This window comes from Streptomyces sp. NPDC093018 (assembly GCF_040684035.1).
Lineage (GTDB): Bacteria > Actinomycetota > Actinomycetes > Streptomycetales > Streptomycetaceae > Streptomyces > Streptomyces murinus.
Map to the genome: position 1 here is coordinate 215,935 of NZ_JBFBFF010000012.1, position 25,390 is coordinate 241,324.

Genomic DNA, 25,390 nt, shown 5'->3' on the forward strand with positions numbered 1-25,390 from the left:
GGACTGCGGATGGCGGACGGTGGGCGGCGAACGGCGGGCTGACGGTCGTACAGGCGCGGGCGGGCGTACGGGCGGCCGAGGCAGCGGTACGGCTCCCACGCCTGCGGCGCCCGGGGTCGTACCCCTCCCTCCCCAGCCATCACAGCCCGCCGGGCGCCCCGGCGCGCGCGGCCGGACCCCATTCGCGGGACGCGGACGCCCACCCGGGTGACGGCGCGGCCCGGCACGAGCCCCGCGCGCCGGGCCGCAAGCGGGGGCGCGCGGGGACCCACGAACCCCCGGAAGGTTTTCCGGACCGCCCGCCGGAGACCCGGTCGACGCTGACCGGATCGTCCGCTTCGCAACCCCACCGGGGAGGTCCTTCCATGAGTACGAAGGTGTCCGACCATGTCCTGGAGCGTCTGCGCGCCTGGGATGTCGAGCAGGTGTTCGCCTATCCGGGCGACGGCATCAACGGACTGCTCGCCGCCTGGGGCCGCGCCGGGGACAAGCCGCGGTTCATCCAGTCCCGGCACGAGGAGATGTCCGCGTTCGAGGCGGTCGGGTACGCGAAGTTCAGCGGGCGCGTCGGCGTGTGCGCGGCGACCTCGGGACCGGGCGCGATCCACCTCCTGAACGGCCTGTACGACGCCAAACTCGACCATGTGCCGGTGCTGGCGATCGTCGGCCAGACCGACCGCAGCGCGATGGGCGGCTCCTACCAGCAGGAGGTCGACCTGCACACGCTGTACAAGGACGTCGCCTCGGAGTTCGTGGAGACGGTGACGGTGCCCGAGCAGCTGCCGAACGTGCTGGACCGGGCGATCCGTACGGCGTACGCGCGGCGCTGCCCGACCGCGCTGATCATCCCCGGCGATGTGCAGGAGCTGGACTACTCGCCGCCGACGCACGCGTTCAAGATGGTGCCCTCCAGCCTGGGCGCGAGCGAGTGGACGGCGACCCCGACGGACGAGGCGCTGCGCCGGGCCGCGGCGGTGCTCAACGCGGGCGACAAGCCGGCGATCCTGGTCGGGCAGGGTGCCGCGGGCGCGGTCGCGGAGGTGCGGGAGATCGCGGAGCTGCTCGGCGCGGGCGTCGCCAAGGCGCTGCTCGGCAAGGACGTGCTCAGCGACGAGCTGCCGTACGTCACCGGGCCGATCGGGCTGCTGGGCAGCCGGCCGTCGTACGAGCTGATGCGGGACTGCGACACGCTGCTGACCATCGGGTCCTCGTTCCCGTACGCGCAGTTCCTGCCGGACTTCGGCAAGGCGCGCGCCGTGCAGATCGATCTCGACCCGCACATGATCGGGATGCGGTACCCGTACGAGGTGAATCTCGTCGGCGACGCGCGGGCGACGCTCCAGCGGCTGATCCCGCTGCTGGAGACCGACCGGGGCGGCCGGGAGTGGTACGACACGGTGGCCGCGAACGTGCGGCGCTGGCACGAGACGATGGACCGGCGGGCCGGGCTCGCGGCGGAACCGATCAACCCGGAGTACGTGGCGCGGGCGGTCGATCCGCTGCTCCCCGACGATGTGATCCTCACCGCCGACTCGGGCTCGGTGGCGAACTGGTACGCGCGGCACATCACCATGCGGCCCGGTATGCGCGGCTCGCTGTCCGGGACGCTCGCGACGATGGGGCCCGGGGTGCCGTACGCGATCGGCGCGAAGTTCGCGCACCCGGACCGGCCGGTGGTCGCGCTGGTCGGCGACGGCGCGATGCAGATGAACGGGCTGGCGGAGATGATCACCGCGGCCAAGTACCGGGACCGCTGGTCGGATCCCCGGCTGGTGGTGGCGGTGTGGAACAACCAGGACCTGAACCAGGTGACCTGGGAGATGCGGGCGATGCAGGGCGCGCCGTCCTTCCTGCCCTCGCAGGAGATCCCGGACGTGCGGTACGCCGACTTCGCGCGGTCGATCGGCCTGGAGGGCATCCGGGTGGAGAAGTCCGAGGACGTGGCGGCGGGCTGGCGGGCGGCGCTCGCGGCGGACCGGCCCTGTGTGATCGAGTTCCTGACCGACCCCGCCGTGCCGCCGGTCCCGCCGCACGCCACCTGGGAGCAGATGGAGGCCACGGCCGCCTCGGTCCTCAAGGGCGACCCGGACCGGGGCTCGGTGGTCAAGCAGGGTCTGAAGGCGAAGGTCCAGGAGTTCCTGCCGGGCCGCACCAGGCGGTAGGCGGCGGTGTCGGTGGTGCCGTACCGGGTACGCGGGTGCGGACGTTCGATCCCTGGAGGGAGATATGCAGCGAGGCAGTGACCGGCTGAACGTGCACCGGGACGACGAGATGAAGCATGAGCTCAAGGGGCTGCTGAGGTCCGGGCATCCGACCCGGGCCGAGGGGTGGCACGACCCGGAGCCCGCCGCGGACGACGACCCGGAGGTGACCGGCGGCCCGGTGGGCGGGATCGGCTCCCCGGCGTCCCTGGAACGGGTGCGCCTGGAGCTGGCCCGCAGCCTGAGCCGCAGCGCCTTCCCGGCCCGCCCGGGTGAGCTGGTCTCGGCCCTGCGCCGGGACAACGCGCCGGATCCGCTGGTGGACGCGGTGGCGGAGCTGCCGCGCGGCGAGCGGTTCCGCAATGTGCAGCAGCTGGCGGAGGCGCTGACGGGCGGCGGATGAGCCGGGAAAGAGCGAGGGAAGGAAGACGAAGATCATGCGCATCGCGTTTCTGGTGGCGCCCGAGGGCGTCGAGCAGGTGGAACTGACCGAGCCGTGGAAGGCGGCCTCGGACGCGGGGCACGAGCCGGTGCTGGTGTCGACCGAGTCCGGGAAGGTTCAGGGGTTCAACCATCTCGACAAGGCGGACACCTTCGAGGTGGACGAGGTGGCCGGCGAGGCGGACGCCGGCTCGTTCGGGGGGCTTGTGCTGCCCGGCGGGGTGGCGAACCCGGACTTCCTGCGGATGGACGAGAAGGCCGTGGGGTTCGTGAAGGACTTCTTCGAGCGGGGGCGTCCGGTCGCCGCGATCTGCCACGCGCCATGGACGCTGGTGGAGGCGGACGTCGTACGGGGCCGGGTGCTGACCTCCTGGCCGAGCCTGAAGACGGACATCCGCAACGCGGGCGGCGCCTGGGTGGACGAGCAGGTCAAGGTCTGCGACCAGGGGCCCAACCAGCTGGTGACCAGCCGTAAGCCGGACGATCTGAAGGCGTTCTGCGAGACGTTCCTGCGGGTGTTCGAGGGCGCGGCCGGCTGAGACGACCGCTCTCCTCGGCTCCGGGCAGAAGGGGCGGGGCTCCGGGCAGAAGGGGCCGGCTCGCCGTGGGCCGGCCCCTTCTGACGTGCACGGCTGGGCTCAGGTACCGGACTGCTCCGGGGTCACCGACTCGCCGCAGTGGCGCTCCCGGGCGCCCTCGCGGGTGCGGGCCGCGCTGACCAGGCGGTGCGGGTTGCGGCGCAGATACTCGCCCTCCAGCTGCGCCATGCGCTCGTTGTGGGCCCGCAGCGCGTCGTTGGAGCCGTACAGGAGGGTGTCGTGGCGCGTGCGGTGGATCGTCTCCAGCTCCTTCATGAGCTGCTGGTCGTCCAGTCGGCTGGCGTCGACTCCGGTCATGGTGGTGCCCCGCTCGTCGTGTCCGTTCATTCGGTCCGGGTACCCGCGTTCCTGGATCCACTGTACGAACATCCCGGTTCCCCGGCCTCCGCATGCCGCCGGGTGCCCGGGGGCGGCTACCGGGCCCGCTCCACGCGGCGCTCGTCCCACACCGGCTCCGGGGTCTCGCGGACCCGGCCGTCGGTGCCGAAGACCAGGAAGCGGTCGAAGGAACGGGCGAACCAGCGGTCGTGGGTGACCGCGAGGACCGTGCCGTCGAATGCCTCCAGACCCTCCTGGAGGGCCTCGGCGGACTCCAGGTCCAGGTTGTCGGTCGGCTCGTCCAGCAACAGGGCGGTGACGCCCGCGAGTTCGAGCAGCAGGATCTGGAAGCGGGCCTGCTGGCCGCCGGAGAGCCGCTCGAAGCACTGCTCGGCCTGCTGGGTCAGCTCGTAGCGGCGCAGCCGGGACATGGCCGGGCCGCGGTCCTGGGCATGCTCCTTCCACAGGATGTCCAGCAGGGTGCGGCCCTGGAGTTCGGGGTGCGCGTGGGTCTGCGCGAAGTGGCCCGGTACGACGCGGGCGCCGAGCTTCCAGAGGCCCGAGTGCGCGACGTCCTCGCCGGCCAGCAGGCGCAGGAAGTGCGACTTGCCGGAGCCGTTCGAGCCGAGGACGGCGACCCGTTCGCCGTAGAACACCTCCAGGTCGAACGGCTTCATCAGGCCGGTCAGCTCAAGTCCCGCGCAGGTGACCGCCCTTACGCCGGTACGGCCGCCCTTCAGACGCATGGTGATGTCCTGCTCGCGCGGCGGCTCCGGGGGCGGTCCGGCCTCCTCGAACTTGCGCAGCCTGGTCTGCGCGGCGGCGTAGCGCGAGGCCATCTCATGGCTGACGGAGGCGGCCTGACGGAGGTTCAGGACGAGCTTCTTCAACTGGGCGTGCTTCTCGTCCCAGCGGCGGCGCAACTCCTCGAAGCGGGCGAAGCGTTCGCGGCGGGCCTCGTGATAGGTGGCGAAGCCGCCGCCGTGCACCCAGGCGTCGGCGCCCGCCGGTCCCGGTTCCACGGAGACGATCTTCTCGGCGGCGCGGGCGAGGAGTTCGCGGTCGTGGGAGACGAACAGCACCGTCTTGCGGGTCTCCTTGAGCTGCTGCTCAAGCCACCGCTTGCCGGGTACGTCCAGGTAGTTGTCCGGTTCGTCCAGCAGCAGGACCTCGTCGGTGCCGCGCAGCAGCGCCTCCAGCACCAGGCGCTTCTGCTCACCGCCGGACAGGGTGCGCACCTGGCGCCACTGCGCCTTGTCGTACGGCATCCCGAGCGCGGCGGTGGTGCACATGTCCCACAGCGTCTCGGCCTCGTAGCCGCGCACCTCGGCCCAGTCGGCGAGGGCCTGCGCGTAGGCCAGCTGGGCGGCCTCGTCGTCCACCGTCATGACGGTGTGCTCGGCCTCGTCCACCGCCTTCGCGGCCTCGCGGATCCGGGGCGGGGCGACGGAGACCAGCAGGTCCCGCACGGTCGTCTCGTCGCGCACGGAGCCGACGAACTGGCGCATCACGCCGAGGCCGCCGCTCACGGTGACCGAGCCGCCGTGCGGCTTCAGCTCGCCGGAGATCAGCCGCAGCAGGGTGGTCTTGCCCGCTCCGTTCGGGCCGACCAGGGCGACGGCCGAGCCCTCGCCGACCCGGAAGGAGACATCGCCGAGCAGCGTCCTGCCGTCCGGGAGGTGGTATTCGAGGTGCGCGGCTTCCAGATGTCCCATGAGGCCGCATTCTCCGGTCCGGGGGCGGACAGGGGCAAACCGTTATCGGACGACCCCGCCCGAACCCCCGTGGCCGCCCCGGTTTCACCCCGGTTTCACCCCGTGGTGCCCAGCGGCTCTCCCGTCGGGCCGGGGGTGCCCGGGGGCTCGACGGTGTGGGCCTCCCAGGTCAGGGCCCGCCAGCCGGTCCCGGGGTCGCCCTCCAGGGTGATCACACCGGTGTTGGCCAGCGGGCGCGCGGCGGCGAAGGCGACATCGATGTTGGTGGCGCGGGCGGCGGTCCACATCCGGATCGCGGCGCCATGGCTGACCAGCGCGACCGTGCCCGCGCCGCTGAGGTACGCCTCCTCGATCACGGCGTCGTACCGCCCGAGCGCCTCCTCGCCGCTCTCCCCGCCGGGGACGCGCAGCGCGGTGCGCCCGGCCGCCCAGGCGAAGGCGGTGCGCATGTAGGACTCGGCCTCGGGGGCGTCGCCGGGCAGCATCTCCAGACGGCCCGCGGACAGCTCGCGGATGCCGTCGCGGACGGTCACTTCCAGCCCCCGTGCGAGCGCCAGCGGGGCGGCGGTGAGCTGGGTGCGGATCAGCGGGGAGGCGTAGAGGGCGCCGATGTCCTCGGTGGCCAGCGCCCGGGGCAGGGCTGCGGCCTGGGCCTCCCCGAGCGGGGTGAGACCGGGCCCGGGTACGGCGGTGTCCAGCAGCCGGCGCACATTGGACGTGGTCTGGCCGTGGCGGATCAGGAGCAGGCGCATCCGGGCGTTCTCCTTGTGGCGTCCGGGCGGCGTCCGCGGGGTGCGGGACGCGGTGGGACAGGAAACGGGCACTTCAGGGTAACCGCACCCCTATGAACGAGACCGAGACCCCGGACGTGGACCTGACCGCCCCGACCGCCCTGCCGCATCCCTTCTACGAACGGCTGCTCGCGGCCGACGCCCGCCTCTTCGAGCGGGCCGCCCGCTGGAACTGGCCGGGCGCCGAGCGGGTGCTGCCCCGGCTGAGCCGCAGCGCCAACCACGGGGTGCTGTGGGCCGCCGTGGCCGCGGGGGTGGCGGCGACCCGTACGCCCAGGGCACGGCGGGCCGCCCTGCGGGGCATGGCCTCGCTCGCGGTGGCCTCCGCGACCGTGAACACGCTCGGCAAGCGCTCGGTGCGCCGGGCCCGGCCGCTGCTCGATGCGGTGCCGCGCGGGCGGCGGCTGCGGCGGCAGCCGGTCACCACGTCCTTCCCCTCGGGCCACGCGGCCTCGGCGGCCGCGTTCGCCGTCGGGGTGGCGCTGGAGTCCCCGGCGTGGGGCGCGGCCGTCGCGCCGCTGGCGTTCTCGGTGGCCGCCTCCCGGGTCTACACCGGGGTGCACTTCCCGAGCGACGTACTGGCCGGTGCGGCGCTGGGCGCGGGCGCCGCGTTCCTGGTACGGCGCCTCGTGCCGGCCCGCGCGGCGGCGGTGCCGGGCGCCCGGCCGCGCGCCGAGGTGCCCGCGCTGGTGGAGGGCGAGGGGCTGGTGGTGGTCGCCAACCAGGGCTCGGGCACCGCGGACCGGGTGAACGGGCTGCGGGCGGCGCTGCCGCGCGCGGAGATCGTGGAGTGCGAGCCCGGCGAGACGGGCGACGCGCTCGCGAAGGCGGCGGTGCGGGCGCGGGTGCTCGGGGTGTGCGGCGGCGACGGCACCGTGAACGCGGCGGCGGCCGTCGCCCTGCGCCACGGGCTGCCGCTGGCCGTGCTGCCGGGCGGCACCCTGAACCACTTCGCGCTCGATCTGGGTGTGGAGGACGAACGCGACCTGGCCCGCGCGGTGCGCAAGGGCGAGGCGGTACGGGTGGACGCGGGCCGGTTCGTCTCCGAGGGCACCGAGCACCTGTTCCTGAACACGCTGAGCCTTGGGGTGTATCCGGAGCTGGTGCGCGCCCGGGACTCCTGGTCGCACCGGATCGGCAGCTGGCCGGCCGGGCTGCTCGGCGCGCTGCGGGTGCTGCGCGAGGGGCGGCATCCGCTGGAGGTGGAGGTCGGCGGTGAACGGCGGCCGCTGTGGATGCTGTTCACCGGCAACGGCGTCTACCACCGGATGGGACTCGCCCCGGGCCGGCGTACCGATCTGGCGGACGGGCTGCTGGACGTGCGCGTGGTGCACGGCAGCGGGCGGCCCGCGCTGCGGCTGCTCGCGGCGGCCGCCGCAGGGCCCCTGACCCGCTCGCCCGCGCATGCCGCCGTCCAGGTGAACCGACTGCGGCTGACCGGCCTCGCGCCCGGCACCCCGCTGGCCTACGACGGGGAGGTCACGACCGTCTCGGGCACGGTGACGGTGGAGAAGCTGCCGGAGGCGCTGACGGTCTACCGCCCGCTGCCCAGCACCTCCTGACGGTCGGCCCCGGAATCCTGTTGTCCTGACACCCCATCAGTCCATATGGCAAAACAGGGGTCTCATCATTTGGCCCGCGCGCATACCGTGAATCGTGGCGCGGGCCGGTGGGGCCGGTGCGACGGGACACGCGTCGGGGACGCGAGGAGCAGGGGAATCGGCATGCCGAAAGCACGGGAGACGGCCGTCTACACGCATGGGCACCACGAGTCGGTGCTGCGCTCGCACACCTGGCGCACCGCCGCCAACTCCGCGGGCTATCTGCTCGGTTCCCTCAAGCCGCACATGAAGATCCTGGACATCGGCTGCGGGCCCGGGACCATCACCGCCGATCTGGCCGCGCTGGTGCCCGACGGCCAGGTGACCGGCGTCGACCACGCCCCCGGCATCCTGGAGCAGGCACGGGAGACGGCCGCCGCGCGCGGGCTGGCCAACGTCGACTTCGCGGTCGCCGATGTGCACGCCCTGGACTATCCGGACGACACCTTCTGCGTGGTCCACGCCCACCAGGTGCTCCAGCACGTGGGCGACCCGGTGCAGGCGCTGCGCGAGATGCGCCGGGTGACGAAGCCGGGCGGCCTCATCGCCGTACGGGACGCCGACTACGCGGCGATGACCTGGTACCCGGCGCTGCCCGGCCTGGACGACTGGCTGGAGCTGTACGAGCGGGTGGCGCGCGCCAACGGCGGCGAGCCGGACGCCGGGCGCCGGCTGAAGTCCTGGGCGCTGGCCGCCGGACTGCGGGACATCACCGCGAGCTGCGGCACCTGGACCTTCGCCACCGAGGAGGAGCGCGCCTGGTGGAGCGGTCTGTGGGCGGACCGCACCCTCGCCTCCGCCTACGCCGAACGGGCTACGGAGGGCGGCCATGCCACGCCCGAGCGGCTGCGGGCGGTGTCGGACGCCTGGCGGGAGTGGGGGCGGCGGGAGGACGGCTGGTTCGCGGTGCTGCACGGGGAGATCCTCTGCCGCAAGGAGGCGTGAGCCGCCGTACGCGGGCGCCCGCGGCTCGGTCCGGCGTACGCGGGTGCTCGCGCGGCTCAGTCGCGGGGCAGCAGGGGGCCGAGCGGTCCGAGGTCCAGGTTGAGGTCCTCGGGCCGCAGCCCGTAGCGGTCGCGCAGCTCCGCCATCCGGTCCTCCAGGAGCATCAGGGTGAGCCCGATCCGCTCCTCCTGCTCCTCGGACAGATCACCGGTGTCGAAGCGCCGTACGGCCTGCCGCTCCATCAGCTGGCGCAGCAGTTCCACCACGGTGAGCACCAGTTTCACCAGATCGCGCTCGACCGTGTCGGGTTCGAGGTCGAGCCGGTTGCGGGCGGACATCACAGCTCCTTCGCGGGCGGCTCGGGCAGCATCTCGAACGGCGAGGGCACGGACGCGTTGACCGAGCTGATCAGCGCGTTCAGGTCGATCCGGACGAGGTCCACGTCGGCGATGCGCAGCGTGACGTCGCCCGTGATGACCACGCCGCCCGCCAGCAGCCGGTCCAGCAGGTCGACCAGCGCGATCTCCCGGCGCTCCACGACGGTCACCGGCCCTCCCCCGCCGCCGCGCCGTGCCGCGCGTCCTCCTCGGCGAACCCGCTGAACGAGTACGCGGCCCAGGGCCCGGTCAGCTCCACCCGCAGCCCGCCGGCCTCGTCCTTCGTGCGGTCCACCAGTTCCACGAACTCCTCGGAGCGGTTGCGGGGCACCAGATAGGCCGCGTTCAGCACATTGCGGCCCCGGGCGCCGGACAGCGAGGCGTTCTGCGGGGGGTGCAGCCGACTGGCCTCGGCGTGCTCGCCCAGCCGCTGGTGCAGGGCGTCCGCGAAGGCCTCGGCGGCCTGGAGGTCCGCCTCATGGGCCCGGGTGTCCGCCCGGCGGCGGCGCAGATAGTCCCGGCCGCTCATCGGCTTGTCCGACTTCTTCCCCGCCGCCGTCCCGGCCCGCTCGTCCGTGGCGGGCTCCGGGGGCGGCTCCGTGAACACCTTGACGCCCCACTCGACCCGGCCCTCCAGCCGGTCCAGGGCGTGCAGGAAGTCCGTCTCGCGGGCCTCCATCATGCTGCGCACCCCGCTGTCGTCCCGGAACACGGTCGCCAGGCGCAGCGGCAGCGGAGTGGTGACGGTGGTGAGCGCGTCGATCACGCCCTGGTGGGCGCGGGCGGTCGCGGCCAGCCAGTCCAGGTCCTCCAGATGGGCCTTGAGCCCCTCCTCGCAGAAGTCGGCCTCGGGGACCGTGCTGACCACCGCGATCAGCCCGCGGTGGGACAGCAGGGCCGGCGGAGCGCCCCCGATGCCCGTCAGCTGGGCCTGCAGGGGCGCCCCGAGAGGACGGCAGACGGCGTACACATAGCGCAGTCCGGTCATGGCGCCTCTTTCCGCTCACGGCCCGGCTCCAGCTCCTCCAGCCGGGCCAGCCGTTCTCTCAGCTCAGCGTTCTCCCGGGTCAGCTCGTCCCGGCGGGCCCGGGAGGACAGGGCCGGGTCGGTCTCCCACCAGTCGATCCCCATCTCCTTCGCCTTGTCCACCGAGGCGACGATGAGCCGCAGCTTGATGGTGAGCAGTTCGATGTCGAGCAGGTTGATCCGGATGTCACCGGCGATGACGATGCCCTTGTCGAGGACGCGTTCCAGGATGTCGGCGAGGTTCGCGCCCGAGTTGTGGCCGTAGGGGTCGGGGAAACCGCTCGACCGGGGGACGGGCGTCGTCATCGACGGCTCCCGCGCTCGGCGTACTCAGGTTCTTCCTCCTCGTCACCCTCGTACTCCTCGTCCTCGGGCTCCTCGTCCTCGTACTCGTCTTCCTCCTCCTCGTCGCTCTCCTCCAGCTCCTCGTCGTCGTCCTCTTCGTCCTCGTCCTTGTACGAGCCGTCCTCCTCGTCCTCGTACTCCTCCGACTCCCCGGACTCCCCGGACTCCTCGTCCTCGGCCCGGTCCTCCGGCTCCCCGGATTCCTCGGACTCCTCCTCCTCCGCGACCGCGTCCTCGTGGCTGCGGACCACCTCGCCGTCGCGGACCTCGCCGCGCCAGCCGTCGTCCGCCTCCGCCTTGAGGGTGATGAAGCGGGCGAAGTGCTTCAGATCCAGCCTGACCCGGCGGCCCTGGGCGCGCCACAGATTGCCGGTCTTCTCGAAGAAGCCGCTCGGGTAGTACTCGATGACCAGCAGCACCCTGGTCAGGTTGTCCCCGAGCGCGTGGAAGGTGACGACGCCCTTGGTGCTGCCCTTGGCGCCCTCGGAGGTCCACTGGATGCGCTGGTCGGGGATCTGCTCGGTGGTGCGGGCCTTCCAGCTGCGGCTGGACAGGAAGATCTTCGCCTGCCAGTCGGTCTCGGTGTCGCCCGCGCGGGAGACGCTCTTGACGCCGTGCGCGAAGGTGGAGAAGTCCTGGAACTGGGTCCACTGGTCGTAGGCGGTGCGCAGCGGCACGCCGACGTCGATGAACTCCATGATCACGGTGGGCTTGTTGCCGCCGCGGCCCTTGCCGCCCTTCTTGCCACCGCCGATGCTCTTGACCGCGTCCATGACATTGTCCTTGGCGCGGGAGGCGCCGAGTTCCAGCGCGGTGCGCAGCGGGCCCTTGCCCTCGGCGAGCTTGCGGCCGCCGTCCAGCGCGAGGCTCGCGAAGCCGGGACTCTTGCCTTCCGCGATGTCGTTCAGCTTGCCGGTGGTCTCACCGAGCTTGCGGCCGAGGCCGGTGAGCAGCCGCTGGGCCTGTGCGGACAGGTACTCCTGCGCCTCCTCCTTCAGCCGGTCGGCGGCCTCGCTGTGGGCGAGGTCGGTGAGCGGGTTGGCGTCCTTGGCGGCGCCCTTGGCCTTCCCCGCGGCCGAGGCCGCGGAACCGACGGTGTCGGTCATCGTTCATCGCCGCCCTTCGCGGAACCGCCGCCGCGGGAGCCGGCCGGCTTCTTCGCGGCCGTCTGACGCTGGGCGCCGGTCTTCTTGCCCGTCGTCTTCTTCTTCGCGGGGCCCGTCCTCTCCGCCGTGCCCGTGCCCGTGCGCCGTGCCGCGGTCTTCCTGGCGGCCGGCTTCTGGGCGCGGGGCTTCCCGGTGGCGCTGCCGCCGCCGGCCGGCTCGTCGTCGCGGTCGGCCGCGCGGCCCTCGTCGTCCCGCCCGGCCTCGGCCTCGGGCCCCTCGTCGGGCTCGTCGCCGGTCTCGTCCGCGGGTGCTCCGGGGAGTTCGCCGCGCACCTGGGCCGTACGGTCGTGGAGGCGGTCGGCGAGGGTGCTCATCCGGCGTTCGACCATGGCCCCGGAGGCCGCCTTGCCGACACCCCGCAGATCGGTGCGCAGCTGATCGCCGATCTCCTTGAACTGCGGGTTGTCGCGCAGCTGCCGGCGTGCGAGGTCGGCGAGCGCGCCCGGCCCGAGGTTGAGCTTCTTGCCCGCCACCAGCGAGCCGACCGCGATGGCCATCTTCAGTTTCCTGGTGCGTCCCAGGAAGTATCCGGCCCCTATGGCGAGGCCCAGTGCCGTTCGGTTCATCGTCCCGTTCCGTTGCCTGTGGTGTCGCCGGGGCCCTGGGGGGCTTCCAGCCGGTCGAGCAGTTCGTCCTCGCGCCGGTCGAACTCCTCCTCGGTGATCTCACCCGCCGTCAACTGCTCTTCGAGGCGGGCGAGTTCGGCCCGTACGGTGGCGGGGTCGTAATAGATACGTTCCGCCTCGCGGAGCACCTGGTTGATCGCCCAGCCGCTGCCGCGCACGGGCGCGAAGGGCAGCAGCAGCACTTCCTTGATCAGTCCCACGGGGTCCTCCTTCCGCTCTCCGTCCGGGCCGTTCGGGTGACCCGGGCGGCCCGGTCGCCCGGGTCGCCCGGTCGTCCCCTAGGGGGCCGGGGCGGTGGTCTCCGCCGGCTGGGCGGGGCCCGGTTCGACGAAGCTGTACGGCGGCAGCGGGCCGTTGACGCGCAGCTCCAGGTGGGGGCGGTCGGCGCGGACCCGCTCGACGGCGGCCAGGAAGTCCTCGGCGGTGTCGCGGGCCACCAGGAACGACTCGTTGAGCAGCCAGCCGGTGGACTGGGGTCCGGCGCTGACCGCGGCGGCGGCCGGCTCCAGCAGGCCCCGCACCTCGGCGGCGTCGGCGGCCTCCCGGGCCTTGACGGCACCGGCGACCAGTTCGCCGAGTCGCAGCTTGTCGTCGTAACTCCCGCCGCCCGCCTTACGGTTGGCGTCCGCGAGGGCGCGCACGTCCGGCTGCTCTGCCATCACCAGATGCAGTACGGCCTCCTCGATGTGATTGGCCTTGACGTTGTACTCGACCTTGCCGTCCAGGGCGGCGAGCCGCTCCCGGTAGTGTTCGGCGCGTTCTTCGAGGACCTGGGTGACGGTGTCGTCGTCGGGGGCCACATTGCCGAACCGCATGGGCAGCACACAGCCGCCGGCGCCCGCCTCGGCGAGCACGTTCTGGTGGGCGAGCAGGTCCCGGCGCTTGGGACGCAGCCCCTCGGGGGCCTCGCTGACCAGCGCGGCCAGCTCACCCTCGGCGAGGACGCGCACGGTCCTGGCCGGTTCGCCCACGCCGGTCATCCCCTCGGGGAGCGCCGGGTGCGAACGGGCGGTGATCCCGTAGACGTACGTGCTCACTCCTGCTCCTCCTTGCGGCGGGCCGCGGCCTTACGGGTGCGGGGGCGTTCCTCGCCCTCGTCCCGCGCCTGCTTGAACGCGTCGGATATGGTCTCGGCGGCGCCGGAGAGGGCGCCCTTGGACTTGCCGCGCGCACCGGACTCGGTGACCTGGCCGACCACATCGGGCAGGCCGGGGCTCTTGTTGGGTCCGGATTCCAGATCGAGGCGGTTGCAGGCCTCGGCGAAGCGCAGATAGGTGTCGACACTCGCCACGACGACCCTGACGTCGATCTTCAGGATCTCGATGCCGACCAGGGAGACCCGCACGAAGGCGTCGATCACCAGGCCGCGGTCGAGAACCAGTTCCAGTACGTCGTAGAGGCCGCTGCTGCCTCCGCCGCCGGACTGCTGTGCCGGGACAACGGTCATGCCGGCCGTTCCTCCTCCGGGATAGTCGCTGATGCTTCGGTCGGTGCGGCCCGCTAGTGGCCGCCGGATCGCGGGTCGGCTCTGCCGCGTTCGTAGCGGCGGACCCGCCGGTAGCCGGTGAGCTGTCCGTCCCGGTCGAGTTCGACCTGGTAGCTGCCCATGAGGCTCATGGTGTCCGGCACCCTGGCCAGCTCCAGTACCTCGACCTCGAGAGACCAGCCGTCCTCGGTCTGCTCGAAGGAGGACACCGATTCGGCGTCGAGTCCGGTCAGCTCGGCGAGCTGGCCGCGCGCCTGCCGCAGCACTTCCATGAGGGGCGGCCGACGCCCTTCGGGCTCGTGTGTGGACTCTTCGCCGCCGGGGGACGGCCGACGGGCCCTACGGGTCTTCCGGGGCTCGGCCTCCGGCTCCTGTTCGATTTCCTGCGGTGTCTCTTGTCCGTCTTCCCGCTCGGATTTCCGGGATTCTCGTGAATTCTGTGTCCGTGCTGTGCGGTGTGTGTTCGACATGGCCACCTCCCGGTGCGGGTGGCCGTTCATCCCGGGGCCAAACCTTCGAGTCGTATTCAGGCGCGCAGATCGGCGAGGAAGAGCAGGGTGGCGGTGTCGTCGCACACCGGGGCGCGCGCCTGCGGCCGGGGAAGAGGACCTTCCCCGGCCGCTGGATCCGTACGGTGCGACGGCCGGCCCGTATCGGCCGGTCCGCGTCCTCGCTCAGCGCACCACCGCCTCCTCCACCAGCAGTTTCGCGGCGGCCACGATGCCGAGGGCGTCGATGCCCGCGGCGTGCAGCTGCTCGTCGGGGGCGGCCGAGCCGGGCATCGTACGGACCCCGAGCCGGACCAGGCGGGGCACCGGGCGGCCGTCGGCGAAGGACTCCGCGACCGCGTCCCCGATACCGCCCTCGGGGTGGTGGTCCTCGACGGTGAGCAGACAGCCGGTGTCCTCGGCGGCCCGGCGCAGCGTCTCGGCGTCGGCGGGCTTGACCGAGTACAGGTCGATCACCCGGACCGCGATGCCGTCCTCGGCGAGCCGGTCGGCGGCCGCCAGCGCCTCGGGCACGGTGACCCCGGCGGCGACGATCGTCAGCCGGTCCTCCTCCGAGGAGCGCAGCGTCTTGCTGCCGCCGACCGGGAACTCCTCGTCGGCGTCGTAGAGCACCGGGGTCTTGCCGCGGGAGGTGCGCAGATAGCGGATGCCGTCGAGACCGGCCATGGCGGCGACCAGCCGGGCGGTCTGGTTGGCGTCGCAGGGGTAGAGCACCGTGGAGCCGTGGACGGCGCGGAACATGGCCAGGTCCTCCAGGCCCATCTGCGAGGGCCCGTCCTGCCCGATGGCGACCCCGGCGTGCGAGCCGACGAGGTTGATCCCGGAGCCGCTGATGGACGCCATGCGCACGAAGTCATGGGCGCGGGTGAGGAACGCGGCGAAGGTCACGGCGTACGGCACCCAGCCGCGCACCGCCATCCCCACGGCGGTGGCGACGAGTTGCTGCTCGGCGATGTAGCACTCGAAGAAGCGCTCGGGGTGCGCCTTGCCGAACTCCTCGGTGCGGGTGGAGTCGCCGACCTCGCCGTCCAGGGCGACGACATCGCCGCGCGCGTCGCCGAGGGCGGCGAGGGCGGCACCGAAGGCGTCCCGGGTGGCGGCCTCGTCACCCTTGTCGTAGCGCGGCAGCCGGATCACCTCGGTGGTGCGGTCGCGCAGCGCGGCGGCGGCCGGCGGCTCCCCCACCCGGATGTGCAGCTCACGGGGGCCGCCGAGCTCGGCGATGGCCTCGTCGGCGTCGGGCAGCGGCTTGCCGTGGTGGCCCTCCTGGTCCTCCACGGCGGCCACGCCCTTGCCCTTGAGGGTGCGGGCGAGGATCACGACGGGCTGCCCGGTGGTGGACAGCGCCTCCCCGTACGCCCGGTCGATCGCGTCCACGTCATGGCCGTCGATCTCGATGGTGTGCCAGCCGAAGGCCTGGAAGCGGCGGGCGTAGGCGTCCAGGTCGTGGCCGTGCCGGGTGGGGCCGCGCTGCCCGAGCCGGTTGACGTCCACGATCACCTTCAGGTTGTCCAGGTTCTCGAACCCGGCGTGCTCGGCCGCCTCCCACACCGAGCCCTCCGCCAGCTCGCTGTCCCCGCACAGCACCCACACCCGGTACCCGGTGCGGTCCAGGCGCAGCCCGGCGAGGGCGATGCCGACCCCTACGGGCAGACCCTGGCCGAGGGAGCCGGTGGCGGTCTCCACCCAGGGCAGCCTGCGGGGTGTCGGATGTCCTTCGAGACGGCTGCCGAGCTTGCGGAAGGTCATCAGCTCGCCGTCCTCGACGGCGCCGGCCGCCTTGTACGCGGAGTACAGCAGGGGCGAGGCATGACCCTTGGACAGCACGAAGCGGTCGTTGGCGGGATGCTCGGGGCGCTCGAAGTCGTAGCGCAGACGGTTGGCGAGGAGTACGGCCATCAGGTCGGCGGCGGACATCGAGGACGTGGGATGCCCGGAGCCCGCCGCCGCGGCGGCCCGTACGCTGTCGACGCGCAACTGCTGTCCGAGTTCGGCGAGTTCGGCGGTGTCCATGGCTCTCCTTGCGCGAGTTCGTGGTCGTCGGTCGGTCGGCGCCCGTACGGGCCGCCCGGGATCACCGGAGCGCGGGAACGGCCGGCCGGACCGGCACCGGCGATCGGCACGCGCGGTCGACCCACGAAGGACGCCTCGGGCGATGGGCTCGTGCGAGGTTTTCCGCGTATCCGGGGCCGGACCAACCAAACGCGGGGGCGCTCACCCGGGCGGAGCACACGGGGCCCGGCCCGGCTCGTGCGAACAGGCGCGGAGGGCCGAGCGGGCCGGATTCCGGGCCCGGCCAGCAGGGCCTGTTCGGCTTCTGCCGTACGAAGGCGCCGCCCCGGCCGAAGGACGACCGGGGCGAAGGACGACCGGGGCGAAGGACGACCGGGGCGAAGGACGACCGGGGCGAAGGACGACCGGGGCGAAGGACGACCGGACCGGGGGGGACACCCCGCGCCGGCTATCGGCGCGGGTCGTCCAGGTCGGCCGGGGTCCCCGGCGGATTGTCGGGGATCGGCGGGTACGGCATGCCGAGGCCGCCCGGCGGGGCGACCGGCGGGGTGCCGCCGACCACCCGGTGCGGCGGATGCGGGTGGTGTTTTGAGGACGAGGAGTGGGCACCGGCCCGCAGCGCGTACGCCACCGCGGCCAGCAGCGCCCCGGTGATCAGCGCGGCCGCCCAGCCGGGCAGCCCGATCGCCAGGGCGAGGCCCACGGCGACGACGACCGCGCCGCCCGCGTACAGGGCGGCGGCACCCGACGCGCCGTAGAGCACGGCGGTACGGCGCTGCTTGCGGGTCTGCTCGCGCAGCTCCTCCCGTACCGTCACACGGGCCACCTGAGCCAGCTCCTCGACCAGCTCCTTGTCGAGATGTTCCAGATGATCCAAAGGTTCCGAACGGTTCATGTCACGCGGGTACCCCCTGCGCACCCCGGGTAACTCCGGGGGTGCCTGCGCGCCGGCCCTCGCCCCAACTAGGCTCGGCCGCATGGAGATTATGGGCGCCTCGCTGCGTATCTGCGTTGCCGACATCGAGACCGCGATCCCCTTCTACGAGCGGCTGGCCGGTGGCACGGCGCAGCGGTTCGAACGCGGTGGGGTCCAGGTCGCCGCGATCGGCTCCTTCCTGTTGATGAGCGGTCCGGAAGCCGAGCTGGAGATCCTGCGGAAGGTCACCGCGACCATCGCCGTCAAGGACGTGGGCGAGGCGCGTGCCCTGCTCACCGGCCTCGGTGCCCGCATCCTGGTGGAGCCGGTGCCGACACCGGCGGGCAGCAACATGCTGGCGATGCACCCGGACGGATCGCTCTTCGAGTACGTGGACCAGCACGGCTGAGTGCTCAGGCGGAATCGGGGCGCATCCTGAAGTCGTAGCGGGCGGGCAGGGGTTCGTCGGTGAGCCGGGCCCAGGCCCGGTCGAGCGCGCGGGAGCCCTCCCGCAGGTCGGCGATCTCGAAGCCCGCGTCGAACACGGCCCGCGCCTCGGCCCGTCGGCCCTCCGCCAGCAGCAACTCCGCCTCCAGCAGCCGGAATCGGCCGCGCTCCCGCACGGCCGACGGCAGCTGCTCCCAGACGGCGCGGGCCTCTGCCGTCCGCCCGACCCGCAGCAGCGCTTCGAGCGTCTCGCGGCCGAGGGCGGCCCGCCGGGCGACCCGGTCCGTGTCCTCGGGGCGCCCGGCCGCGCACAGGTCGGTGAACGCGTCGGCGTACCGGTCGGCGGCCCGCTCGTGGTGGCCGTCGTCCTCGTCGGCGACGGCCAGGGCGCGCAGCAGCGGCCAGCGCGCGGGGGCGAGCGGCAGGGCCCGTTCCCAGCTGCGGACGGCCTGTGCGCGGTCGCCCGCGTGCCACTGCGCGATGCCGAGGTGGTACTCGGTGTGCCAGGTGGCGGGCGCGGTCTCCAGCAGGTCCCGCCAGTGCGGGGCGACCGGCGTCGCACCGGCAGGTTCCGGGCCGCGCGGCGCGGGCAGGCCCCCGGTGCGCAGCAACTCCCGCCAGGGCTCCTGGTCCTGGCCGAGCGTGGACTCGGGGAAGGGCGTGCCGGGCAGCTTCCAGCCGGTGCGCAGCACTTCGAGGGCGCCCCAGCCGGAGCCGGTGGCGAGGATCTCGCCGGGTCCGGTGTCGGCGTACGGCCGCCAGCGCGCGTACGCCTCCTCGACACGGGCGCGCGGCAGCACCGCCTCCAGCCGCTCCTCGGCCTGCCGGACCGCGCAGGTCCACTCCCCCGCGGGCGAGGTGTCGAGCGGGCCGTACGCCTCCAGCCAGGACACCTCGCTCTCCGCTTCCAGGCGGACGTGCTCCAGCTGGGTACGGGCCAGGCCCGCCTGGATCTCGCAGTAGCCGCCGGTGCCGGGCTCGGTGAGCCACTGCTGCCAGCGGCGGCCACCGGGACCGCTGCCCCAGACGAACAGCTTGCGGCCGCGCAGCACATCGGTGGAGGTCTGCACCAGCCCGTGCCCGGCCGCGTCCAGCGCGGCGATCCAGCGGCGCCGGCCGTCGGGCACGTCGTAGAAGTAGTCGGCGGCATAAGGGCTGTTGAGGGGGTAGGTGCGGTCGATGCCGTCGTACGAGGGGACGGGCACCCGGCGCAGCCGCTGCTCGTAGCCGAACCGCCAGGCCGTCTCGGCGGGGGCGAGGACCCGGACCTCCTCGGGTACGGCGATGTTGGACCACCAGTAGGTGGGCACCGGGTGCTCGTGCGGGTTGCGGACGCGGACGCCGACGTAGAGGAAGTCGGAGCCGTCGGGCAGCCACAGGTCGACCTGGAAGGGCAGGTCGCGCAGCCGCTCCCACTCCCACAGGCGCAGCATCTCGCCGCCGCCCGGGGCGGGGACGCGCGCGGCGTGCAGGGGGGCGCAGGAGAGGGTGGTGTGGCCGGTGGCGCCGATGTTCCACTCGATGCCGCCGGAGTACCAGGCGCCGTTGAGGGCGAAGTCGGCGGGCTGGAACACCGGGTTGCGGTAGAGGAGTTCGCGTCCGGTCGGCAGATGGAGCAGCGAGGCGATCCGGCCGCCGAGGCCGGGCAGGACGGTGGCGCGCAGCCGGTCGTTCTCGATCACCAGGGCGTCGAGGGCCCGGGGTTCGCGGGTCCTGTCGTAGCCGTCGCGCAGGCGGACCGGCAGCAGGCTGCGCAGCGGCGCGTACCCGAGCCCGCGCGCCATGTCCGGGGGTATGTCCGCCCGGTCGCGGTCGTCGATGCGGTGGACCTCGTCGAGCGGGCGCAGCGGGGGCAGGGGGTTGTCCGGGCCCAACTCGGCGGCGGGCAGGGTCAGTACCTCACGTCGGATCCTTGTCACGACGACCATGGAACCCGGCGCGCGGTGACTCGGCCAGGGGAGCTGCCGGTCAGGATTGCGCAAAGGGCGTAAAAACCCCGGCGGGGCGGCCCGTTCGAGGTCAGGCGCGCATCTCGGCGGTGAGCGCCCAGCGTTCGTGGTCGCGCCAGTCCCCGTCGATGTAGATCATCTTCGGGGAGAAGCCCTCCAGGCGGAACCCGGCGCCCCGGGCCAGCGCGGCCGAGGCGAGGTTCTCCGGCTGGGCGTTGATCTCCAGGCGGTGCAGCCCGAGCGGCCCGAAGGCGTGGCCGATCACCAGGTCCAGGCCCTCGCGCATCAGGCCCCGCCCGGCGGCGTGCGCGAACGCGCCGTAACCGAGGGCGCCGCAACGGAAGCCGCCCCGCACGATGTTGTTAATGTTGATGAACCCGGCGATGTCCCCGCCCGCACGCTCGCACACCAGGAAACCGGCCTTGGTGGGGTCGTCGATCAGCCGCCCCGCGTACTCGGCGTACGCGTCCTCGGTGTCCGGCGGGAACAGCCACGGCCGGTGCAGGTCCTTGCTCTCGCGGGCGCGCGAAGTGAACTCAGGACCGTCCTGAAGGGTGAAGTGGCGGATGCCCACCCGGGGGCCTTCGGCGAGATGGCGGGACGCGATGTGCGGCATCCGGCCAGCTTACGTCCCCTCTCGCCGCGCGGGGCGGGCTCAGCTCAGCGCGGGCTCCGCCAGGGTCAGCGTCCCGGCGTCCGCGTCCAGCTCCGCCTCGGCCCCGAACGGGATCGTCAGCGCGTCCGCGCAGTGCCCGAACCCCATCTCCTCGCAGACCGGCACCCCGAGCCCGCCGAGCCGGTCCGCGAGGACGGCGCGCACCTCCTCGTAAGGGCCGCAGCGCTCCCAGGACCCGAGCCCGATCCCGGCGACCCCGTCCAGCCAGCCGGAGCGCAGCAGCTGGGTGAGCAACCGGTCGATGCGGTACGGCAGTTCGGTCACGTCCTCGATCATCAGCAGCCCGCCGCGCGCACCGGTCCGAGCGAGCGGGGTGCCGAGGTCGGCGGCGAGTCCGCCGAGGTAGCCGCCGAGGGTCACCCCGCGGGCCCGGCCGGGCACCAGCGCCGTCCCGGTCGTGGCGATCGTCCGCACCGTCTCGGGCGCGAACAGGGTGGCCCTCAGATGTTCCTGCGCCCGGGCGCTCTTGACGAAGTCGATCCCGGCGGCCACCGGCCCGTACAGCGTGGCCAGGCCGAGGCGGGTGGCGAACGCCTGGTGCAGATGGGTGATGTCGCTGAACCCGAGGAAGACCTTCGGCCCGGCGGCGCGCAGCGCGTCCCAGTCGACCAGGTCGGCCATGCGCTGGGCGCCGTAGCCGCCGCGGGCGCACAGCACCGCGGCCACCGACGGATCGCACCAGGCGTTCTGGAGGTCCGCGGCCCGGTCGGCGTCGGTGCCCGCCAGGTAGCCCAACTCGGCGTCCCGGTCGAGGACATGGGGCATGACGACGGGGTCGAGGTCCCAGCCGCGCAGCACATCGAGGCCCGCCTGGACGCGTTCCTCGGGCACCGGGCCGCTGGGGGCGACGACGGCCACCCGGGCGCCCGGGGCCAGCCGCGGCGGGCGGGTGAGGGGTTTCACCGGTGCAGCTCCAGCCGGGGCACATCGGGCACGTCCAGTCCGAACACCTGGGCGTACAGGGAGAGTTCGGCCTCCAGGGCGCGGATCACGGTATCCGCCCTGCGGAACCCGTGGCCCTCCCCCTCGAAGGTGAGATAGGCGTGCGGGACGCCCTTGCCCTGGACGCGGGCGAGGAACTCCTCGCACTGCACGGGCGGGCAGATCACGTCGTCCAGGCCCTGGAGCATCAGGAACGGCACGGCCAGCCGGTCGGCGTGGCTCGCGGGCGAGCGCTCGGTGTAGCGGGTCGGCACCTCGGTGAACGGGCCGATCAGGGACTCCATGTAGCGCGACTCGAAGTCATGGGTGCCGCCGGAGGCCCAGCTGGTCAGGTCGAGGACCGGGTAGAGGATGGTGCCGCACGCGTAGACCCCGGTGGTGGTGAGGGAGGCCGCGGTGGTCCAGCCGCCCGCGCTGCCGCCCCGGATCGCGAGCCGCCCGGGGTCCGCGGTGCCCTCCTCGGCGAGCGCGCGGGCGACGGCCGCGCAGTCCTCCACGTCGACCACGCCCCACTGCTCGCGCAGCCGCTCCCGGTAGGCGCGGCCGTACCCGGTGGAGCCGCCGTAGTTGACCTCGGCGACGCCGATGCCCCGGGAGGTGAAGTAGGCGATCTCCAGGTCGAGGACGAGCGGCACCCTGCTGGTGGGTCCGCCGTGCGCCCAGATGACATAGGGCGGCAACTCGCCGTCGGGCGCGGTGTGTTCGGGGTGGTGCGGCGGGAAGACCTGGGCGTGCACCTCGCGGCCGTCGGGTCCGGTGAAGACGCGGATCTGCGGCTCGGGGTAGTACGCGGGGTCCACCGGGTCCCGGTGGCGGGCGCCGACGGCGCGGGCGCGGCCGGTGACGGTGTCCAGCTCGACCACCTCGTACGCGGTGCGCGGGCTGGCGCCGATGGCGGCGACCCGGCCGCCGTGCACGGCGAGGTTCGCGGCGAACTCGGTCCAGGGGCCCGCCGCGTCGACGATCTCCCCGGACTCCGGGTCCAGGATCCCGAGCACGGTCGAGCCCTTGCCGTGCACGACCGCGATCAGACCGCTGTCCAGCGGCGCGAACCAGCGCAGGCCCAGCTGCCACAGCGGGCCGCCGAACTCCTCCTCGCGGGTGCACAGCGGGACGTCGTCGCGGTAGAGGTTCCACCAGCCGCCGCGGTCACTGGAGTACAGGAGCCCCCCGTCCGGGGCCCATTCCACCTGGGCGACGGCCTCGTGCTCGCCCCCGGCGACGGTGTGCGCGCCGTGCAGGGTGCCGTCCGCGCCGACCTCGGCGACCCGCAGTTCGGTGCCCTCCCAGGGCATCCGCGGGTGGTCCCAGGCGAGCCAGGCGGCGCGCCGGCCGTCCGGGGAGAGCCGGGGTGCGGTGACGAACCGGTGCCGCTCCTCGGTGAGTTCACGCACCGCGCCCCGGTCTTCGGCGGCCGAGCCGTCCAGCGGTACGGCGGCGAGGACGCGCCGGACGTCGCCGGGGTCGTCGCCGGTGTACTCCTCCAGCACGCACCACACCTCGCCCCGTTCGAGGTCGAGATGCGGTTCCGCCCAGCGCAGTCCGCCGCCGACCGGGGAGAGCGGGGTGAGCGGGCGGGGTTCGCCGCCGGGCTCGTACCGGTAGAGCCGCTGGTCGGCGAAGTGGGCGAACACCACGAGGGGCGCGCCGCCCTGGATCTCGGCGGTCCAGGGCCGGCCGCCGTACTCGATGACGCGGGTGCGCACGTTCCACGGTGCGGGCAGCAGCGATTCCTCGGTGCCGTCCGCGCGGCGCCGTATCAGCGCGCGGCGGCCGCCCTCACCGGGGCGGGGCTCGGTCCACCAGGTCTCGTCCCCGACGTAGCCCACCCAGTCCGGGCGGCCGTCGTGGGCGGCGGCGAGTGCCGCGTCGATCGGTGACGGCCAGGTGCCGTACGGCGCCCTGTGCATGTCGTCCTCCCCCATCTCGTCTAGGCCGTGCGCAGGAAGCGGTCGAGGACATGGACGCCGAAGTGCAGCGCCTCGACGGGCACGCGTTCGTCCACGCCGTGGAACAGCGCCTGGTAGTCGAGCCCTTCGGGCAGTTTCAGCGGTGCGAAACCGTAGCCGGTGATGCCGAGCCGGGAGAACTGCTTGGCGTCGGTGCCGCCCGACATGCAGTACGGCACGACATGCCCTTCGGGCGCGAACTCCTGTACGGCGGCCCGCATCCGGCCGAAGAGCGGGGCGTCCACCGGTGCTTCGAGGGCGACCTCGCGGTGTGCGAACTCCCAGTCGACGTCGGGTCCGGTGAGCCGGTCGAGGGTGGCGGTGAACTCCTCCTCGCCGCCCGGCAGATAGCGTCCGTCGACATGGGCGACGGCCTCGCCCGGAATCACGTTCAGCTTGTAACCGGCGTCCAGCATGGTCGGGTTGGCGCTGTTACGGACGGTCGCCTCGACCAGCTTGGCGGCCGGGCCCAGCTTCTCCAGCAGCCGGTCGACATCGCCGAAGTCGGCGTCGATGCCGTACAGCGCGGCGAGTTCGGCGAGCGCGGCGCGCACCGTCGGGGTGAGCCGCAGCGGCCATTGGTGCTCGCCGATGCGGGTGACGGCGGCGGCGAGCCGGGTCACCGCGTTCTCCTTGTTCACCTTGGAGCCGTGCCCGGCGCGGCCGCGCGCGGTCAGCTTGAGCCACCCGGTGCCGCGTTCCCCGGCGGCGATCGGGTAGATCTGCCGTCCGGCGCCGTCGTGGAAGGTGAAGGCGCCGGACTCGCTGATGCCCTCGGTGCAGCCCTCGAACAACTCGGCGTGCTCATCGGTCAGGAAGCCGGAGCCGTCCTCGGCGCTGGCCTCCTCGTCGGCGGTGAACGCGAGGACCAGATCGCGGCGGGGCCGCACCCCCGTGCGGGCCCAGGAGCGGACGACCGCGAGGATCATCGCGTCCATGTTCTTCATGTCGACGGCGCCCCGCCCCCACACCACCCCGTCCCTGACCTCCCCGGAGAACGGGTGCACGCTCCACTCGGCGGCCTCGGCGGGCACCACGTCGAGATGACCGTGGACCAGCAGGGCGTCGGCCCCCGGCTCGGTGCCCTCGATCCGGGCGACCACATTGGTACGGCCCGTGGTGCGCTCCAGCAGCAGCGGTTCGAGACCGGCGCCGGCCAGCCGCTCGGCCGCGTACTCGGCGGCGGGCCGCTCCCGGCAGTCGCCGCCGCCCCGGTTCGTGGTGTCGAGCCGGATCAGCCCCGAGGTGAACTCCACGACCTCGTCGAGGGCCCGCGGGTCAGCCATACTGCTCCTCCACGGCGTTGGAGACGATCGTGGTGACCGCCTTGAACGTCCGGATGCCCTCGTACATGGTGGCGCTGGTGTACGCCACCTTCCGCTCGCCGATGCGTGCGACGCCCGGGACCACGGTCGCGGCCATCGCCAGATGCTCGGCGTCGAACTCCACGGCGACGGTGAACGGCCCCGCCTCCACGGGCGCGTGGCGCACGGCGAGCCGGGCGGCGTCCTTGGCGGCGGCACGGATGTCGGCGGCGGTGCGGGCCGGGGTGCGGCAGACGGCCGCGTACCGGGAGACATGGTCCTTGACGGCGACCTTCAGCGCCTCGGGCGCGTAGCCGAGCGCGTCCTCGCAGGCCACGTCGTCGCCGGTGACGAGGACGACGGGGACGCCGTACTCGGCGACGACATGCGCGTTGAGCAGGCCCTCACTGGCGCGTACGTCGTTCAGCCAGACGCCGGTGATCTGGTTGGCGAGGTAGGTGTGCGCGAGCACGCCCTCCATCCCGGCGCCCGCGTGGTAGCCGATGAAGGCGATCGCGTCGACGTCCCCGTGCTGGACGCCCTCCACCATGGACAGCGCCTTGTGCCGCCCGGTGAGCATCTCCGTGCGCTCATCGAGCTGTTCGAGCAGCAGATTGCGCATCGTCCAGTGGGCCTCGTTGACGAGCACCTCGTCGGCGCCGCCGTCGAAGAAACCCTGCACGGCGGCGTTCACGTCCGAGGTGAACATCCCCCGGCACCGCTCCCACTGCGGCGTCCCCGGCAGCACATCGGCCGGCCAGGTGACGCCGGTGGCCCCCTCCATGTCGGCACTGATGAGGATCTTCATGGAGCGTCACGTTACGCGCTGCGGGGTCACCGGACCAGGAGAGCGGCCGAGACGCCGTGGCGGCGTCCCGCTATCTTTTGCATAATGCAAAAGTGAGGGAGGAGAATCAATGAGTGCCATACCGGCGGCCGAGGACGAGAAGCGCGGGAGCGGCGGGGCGGCGAGGGGCCGGGTGCCCGCGCCGGGAGGGATCCGACCGGCGGGAGCGGTGGGGCCGGTGGGGCCGCCGCGGGGTGCCTG

Annotated in this window: 27 protein-coding genes; 6 read left to right on the plus strand and 21 right to left on the minus strand. The window is 73.2% G+C overall.

From position 1 onward, the window contains the following. The first annotated feature begins 365 nt into the window (after positions 1–365). The 3 genes from AB0N90_RS25665 (at position 366) to AB0N90_RS25675 (ending at position 3,181) form a co-directional block, all read left to right on the plus strand. Positions 366–2,162 carry a thiamine pyrophosphate-requiring protein gene (locus tag AB0N90_RS25665; RefSeq protein ID WP_365200373.1) on the plus strand — a complete coding sequence of 599 codons (1,797 nt, stop codon included), beginning with the start codon at positions 366–368 and terminating at the stop codon, positions 2,160–2,162. Positions 2,163–2,226: 64 nt separating this feature from the next. Next, the gene (locus AB0N90_RS25670) at positions 2,227–2,604 is read left to right on the plus strand and encodes a DUF2795 domain-containing protein (protein ID WP_361675294.1); all 378 of its coding nucleotides are present in this window, start codon (positions 2,227–2,229) and stop codon (positions 2,602–2,604) included. Positions 2,605–2,638: 34 nt separating this feature from the next. Beyond that, a complete protein-coding gene (locus AB0N90_RS25675; protein ID WP_365200376.1) occupies positions 2,639–3,181 on the plus strand; it encodes a type 1 glutamine amidotransferase domain-containing protein in 543 nt (180 codons plus the stop codon). A gap of 99 nt (positions 3,182–3,280) precedes the next feature. Here the strand turns inward: AB0N90_RS25675 and AB0N90_RS25680 are convergent, their stop codons facing one another. From AB0N90_RS25680 to AB0N90_RS25690, 3 genes are all read right to left on the minus strand, one after another. Further along, complete coding sequence (locus tag AB0N90_RS25680) at positions 3,281–3,568, minus strand: DUF6158 family protein (RefSeq protein ID WP_361675288.1); 288 nt, start codon at positions 3,566–3,568, stop codon at positions 3,281–3,283. A gap of 86 nt (positions 3,569–3,654) precedes the next feature. Further along, positions 3,655–5,274, minus strand: a complete 1,620-nt coding sequence (locus tag AB0N90_RS25685; RefSeq protein WP_365200380.1) for an ATP-binding cassette domain-containing protein — start codon at positions 5,272–5,274, stop codon at positions 3,655–3,657. Positions 5,275–5,369: 95 nt separating this feature from the next. Continuing rightward, positions 5,370–6,026 (minus strand): histidine phosphatase family protein, encoded by a 657-nt coding sequence (locus AB0N90_RS25690; protein WP_365200383.1) that lies wholly within the window; start codon positions 6,024–6,026, stop codon positions 5,370–5,372. Between the two features lie 92 nt (positions 6,027–6,118). Here AB0N90_RS25690 and AB0N90_RS25695 point away from each other — a divergent pair, with 92 nt between their 5' ends. Continuing rightward, a complete protein-coding gene (locus tag AB0N90_RS25695) occupies positions 6,119–7,627 on the plus strand; it encodes a phosphatase PAP2 family protein (protein ID WP_365200385.1) in 1,509 nt (502 codons plus the stop codon). A gap of 162 nt (positions 7,628–7,789) precedes the next feature. Then, a complete protein-coding gene (locus AB0N90_RS25700) occupies positions 7,790–8,611 on the plus strand; it encodes a class I SAM-dependent methyltransferase (RefSeq protein ID WP_365200388.1) in 822 nt (273 codons plus the stop codon). Between the two features lie 56 nt (positions 8,612–8,667). Here the strand turns inward: AB0N90_RS25700 and AB0N90_RS25705 are convergent, their stop codons facing one another. The 12 genes from AB0N90_RS25705 to AB0N90_RS25760 form a co-directional block, all read right to left on the minus strand. Further along, positions 8,668–8,949 (minus strand): gas vesicle protein K, encoded by a 282-nt coding sequence (locus AB0N90_RS25705; protein WP_136103017.1) that lies wholly within the window; start codon positions 8,947–8,949, stop codon positions 8,668–8,670. Further along, positions 8,949–9,158, minus strand: a complete 210-nt coding sequence (locus tag AB0N90_RS25710) for a gas vesicle protein (protein ID WP_086808204.1) — start codon at positions 9,156–9,158, stop codon at positions 8,949–8,951. Before AB0N90_RS25710 ends, AB0N90_RS25705 begins: the two co-directional genes overlap by 1 nt. Next, the gene (locus AB0N90_RS25715) at positions 9,155–9,976 is read right to left on the minus strand and encodes a GvpL/GvpF family gas vesicle protein (RefSeq protein WP_365200391.1); all 822 of its coding nucleotides are present in this window, start codon (positions 9,974–9,976) and stop codon (positions 9,155–9,157) included. The genes AB0N90_RS25710 and AB0N90_RS25715 overlap by 4 nt, the downstream gene beginning before the upstream one ends. Next, positions 9,973–10,320, minus strand: coding sequence for a gas vesicle protein (locus AB0N90_RS25720; protein WP_365200393.1), 348 nt, complete (start codon positions 10,318–10,320; stop codon positions 9,973–9,975). Before AB0N90_RS25720 ends, AB0N90_RS25715 begins: the two co-directional genes overlap by 4 nt. Further along, positions 10,317–11,465 (minus strand): SRPBCC family protein, encoded by a 1,149-nt coding sequence (locus AB0N90_RS25725; protein WP_365200396.1) that lies wholly within the window; start codon positions 11,463–11,465, stop codon positions 10,317–10,319. The genes AB0N90_RS25720 and AB0N90_RS25725 overlap by 4 nt, the downstream gene beginning before the upstream one ends. Next, entirely contained in the window at positions 11,462–12,091 is a 630-nt protein-coding gene (locus AB0N90_RS25730; RefSeq protein WP_365200398.1) for a DNA primase, read from the minus strand. Before AB0N90_RS25730 ends, AB0N90_RS25725 begins: the two co-directional genes overlap by 4 nt. Further along, positions 12,088–12,351, minus strand: coding sequence for a gas vesicle protein GvpG (locus AB0N90_RS25735; RefSeq protein WP_037654781.1), 264 nt, complete (start codon positions 12,349–12,351; stop codon positions 12,088–12,090). The genes AB0N90_RS25730 and AB0N90_RS25735 overlap by 4 nt, the downstream gene beginning before the upstream one ends. A gap of 78 nt (positions 12,352–12,429) precedes the next feature. Continuing rightward, the gene (locus tag AB0N90_RS25740; protein WP_365200401.1) at positions 12,430–13,188 is read right to left on the minus strand and encodes a GvpL/GvpF family gas vesicle protein; all 759 of its coding nucleotides are present in this window, start codon (positions 13,186–13,188) and stop codon (positions 12,430–12,432) included. Beyond that, positions 13,185–13,598, minus strand: a complete 414-nt coding sequence (locus tag AB0N90_RS25745) for a gas vesicle structural protein GvpA (protein ID WP_361675254.1) — start codon at positions 13,596–13,598, stop codon at positions 13,185–13,187. The genes AB0N90_RS25740 and AB0N90_RS25745 overlap by 4 nt, the downstream gene beginning before the upstream one ends. Positions 13,599–13,651: 53 nt before the next feature. Further along, the gene (locus AB0N90_RS25750; protein ID WP_365200468.1) at positions 13,652–14,107 is read right to left on the minus strand and encodes a gas vesicle protein; all 456 of its coding nucleotides are present in this window, start codon (positions 14,105–14,107) and stop codon (positions 13,652–13,654) included. A 204-nt stretch (positions 14,108–14,311) separates the two neighbouring features. Beyond that, positions 14,312–16,159 (minus strand): transketolase, encoded by a 1,848-nt coding sequence (locus AB0N90_RS25755; protein ID WP_365200404.1) that lies wholly within the window; start codon positions 16,157–16,159, stop codon positions 14,312–14,314. Between the two features lie 448 nt (positions 16,160–16,607). Then, positions 16,608–17,054 (minus strand): phage holin family protein, encoded by a 447-nt coding sequence (locus tag AB0N90_RS25760; RefSeq protein ID WP_361675245.1) that lies wholly within the window; start codon positions 17,052–17,054, stop codon positions 16,608–16,610. Positions 17,055–17,136: 82 nt separating this feature from the next. Here AB0N90_RS25760 and AB0N90_RS25765 point away from each other — a divergent pair, with 82 nt between their 5' ends. Next, positions 17,137–17,484 carry a VOC family protein gene (locus AB0N90_RS25765; RefSeq protein ID WP_361675242.1) on the plus strand — a complete coding sequence of 116 codons (348 nt, stop codon included), beginning with the start codon at positions 17,137–17,139 and terminating at the stop codon, positions 17,482–17,484. A gap of 4 nt (positions 17,485–17,488) precedes the next feature. Here the strand turns inward: AB0N90_RS25765 and AB0N90_RS25770 are convergent, their stop codons facing one another. The 6 genes from AB0N90_RS25770 to AB0N90_RS25795 form a co-directional block, all read right to left on the minus strand. Next, positions 17,489–19,450: a DUF5107 domain-containing protein gene (locus AB0N90_RS25770; RefSeq protein ID WP_365200408.1), complete on the minus strand. Its 1,962-nt coding sequence runs from the start codon at positions 19,448–19,450 to the stop codon at positions 17,489–17,491. 91 nt (positions 19,451–19,541) lie between these two features. Further along, entirely contained in the window at positions 19,542–20,087 is a 546-nt protein-coding gene (locus AB0N90_RS25775; RefSeq protein WP_365200410.1) for a GNAT family N-acetyltransferase, read from the minus strand. A 39-nt stretch (positions 20,088–20,126) separates the two neighbouring features. Further along, positions 20,127–21,050 (minus strand): LD-carboxypeptidase, encoded by a 924-nt coding sequence (locus tag AB0N90_RS25780; protein WP_365200413.1) that lies wholly within the window; start codon positions 21,048–21,050, stop codon positions 20,127–20,129. Further along, positions 21,047–23,014, minus strand: coding sequence for a prolyl oligopeptidase family serine peptidase (locus AB0N90_RS25785; RefSeq protein ID WP_365200414.1), 1,968 nt, complete (start codon positions 23,012–23,014; stop codon positions 21,047–21,049). Before AB0N90_RS25785 ends, AB0N90_RS25780 begins: the two co-directional genes overlap by 4 nt. 5 nt (positions 23,015–23,019) lie before the next feature. Next, positions 23,020–24,324: a M20/M25/M40 family metallo-hydrolase gene (locus AB0N90_RS25790; RefSeq protein WP_365200416.1), complete on the minus strand. Its 1,305-nt coding sequence runs from the start codon at positions 24,322–24,324 to the stop codon at positions 23,020–23,022. Next, entirely contained in the window at positions 24,317–25,150 is an 834-nt protein-coding gene (locus AB0N90_RS25795; RefSeq protein WP_361675224.1) for a M55 family metallopeptidase, read from the minus strand. The genes AB0N90_RS25790 and AB0N90_RS25795 overlap by 8 nt, the downstream gene beginning before the upstream one ends. Positions 25,151–25,390: the final 240 nt, after the last annotated feature.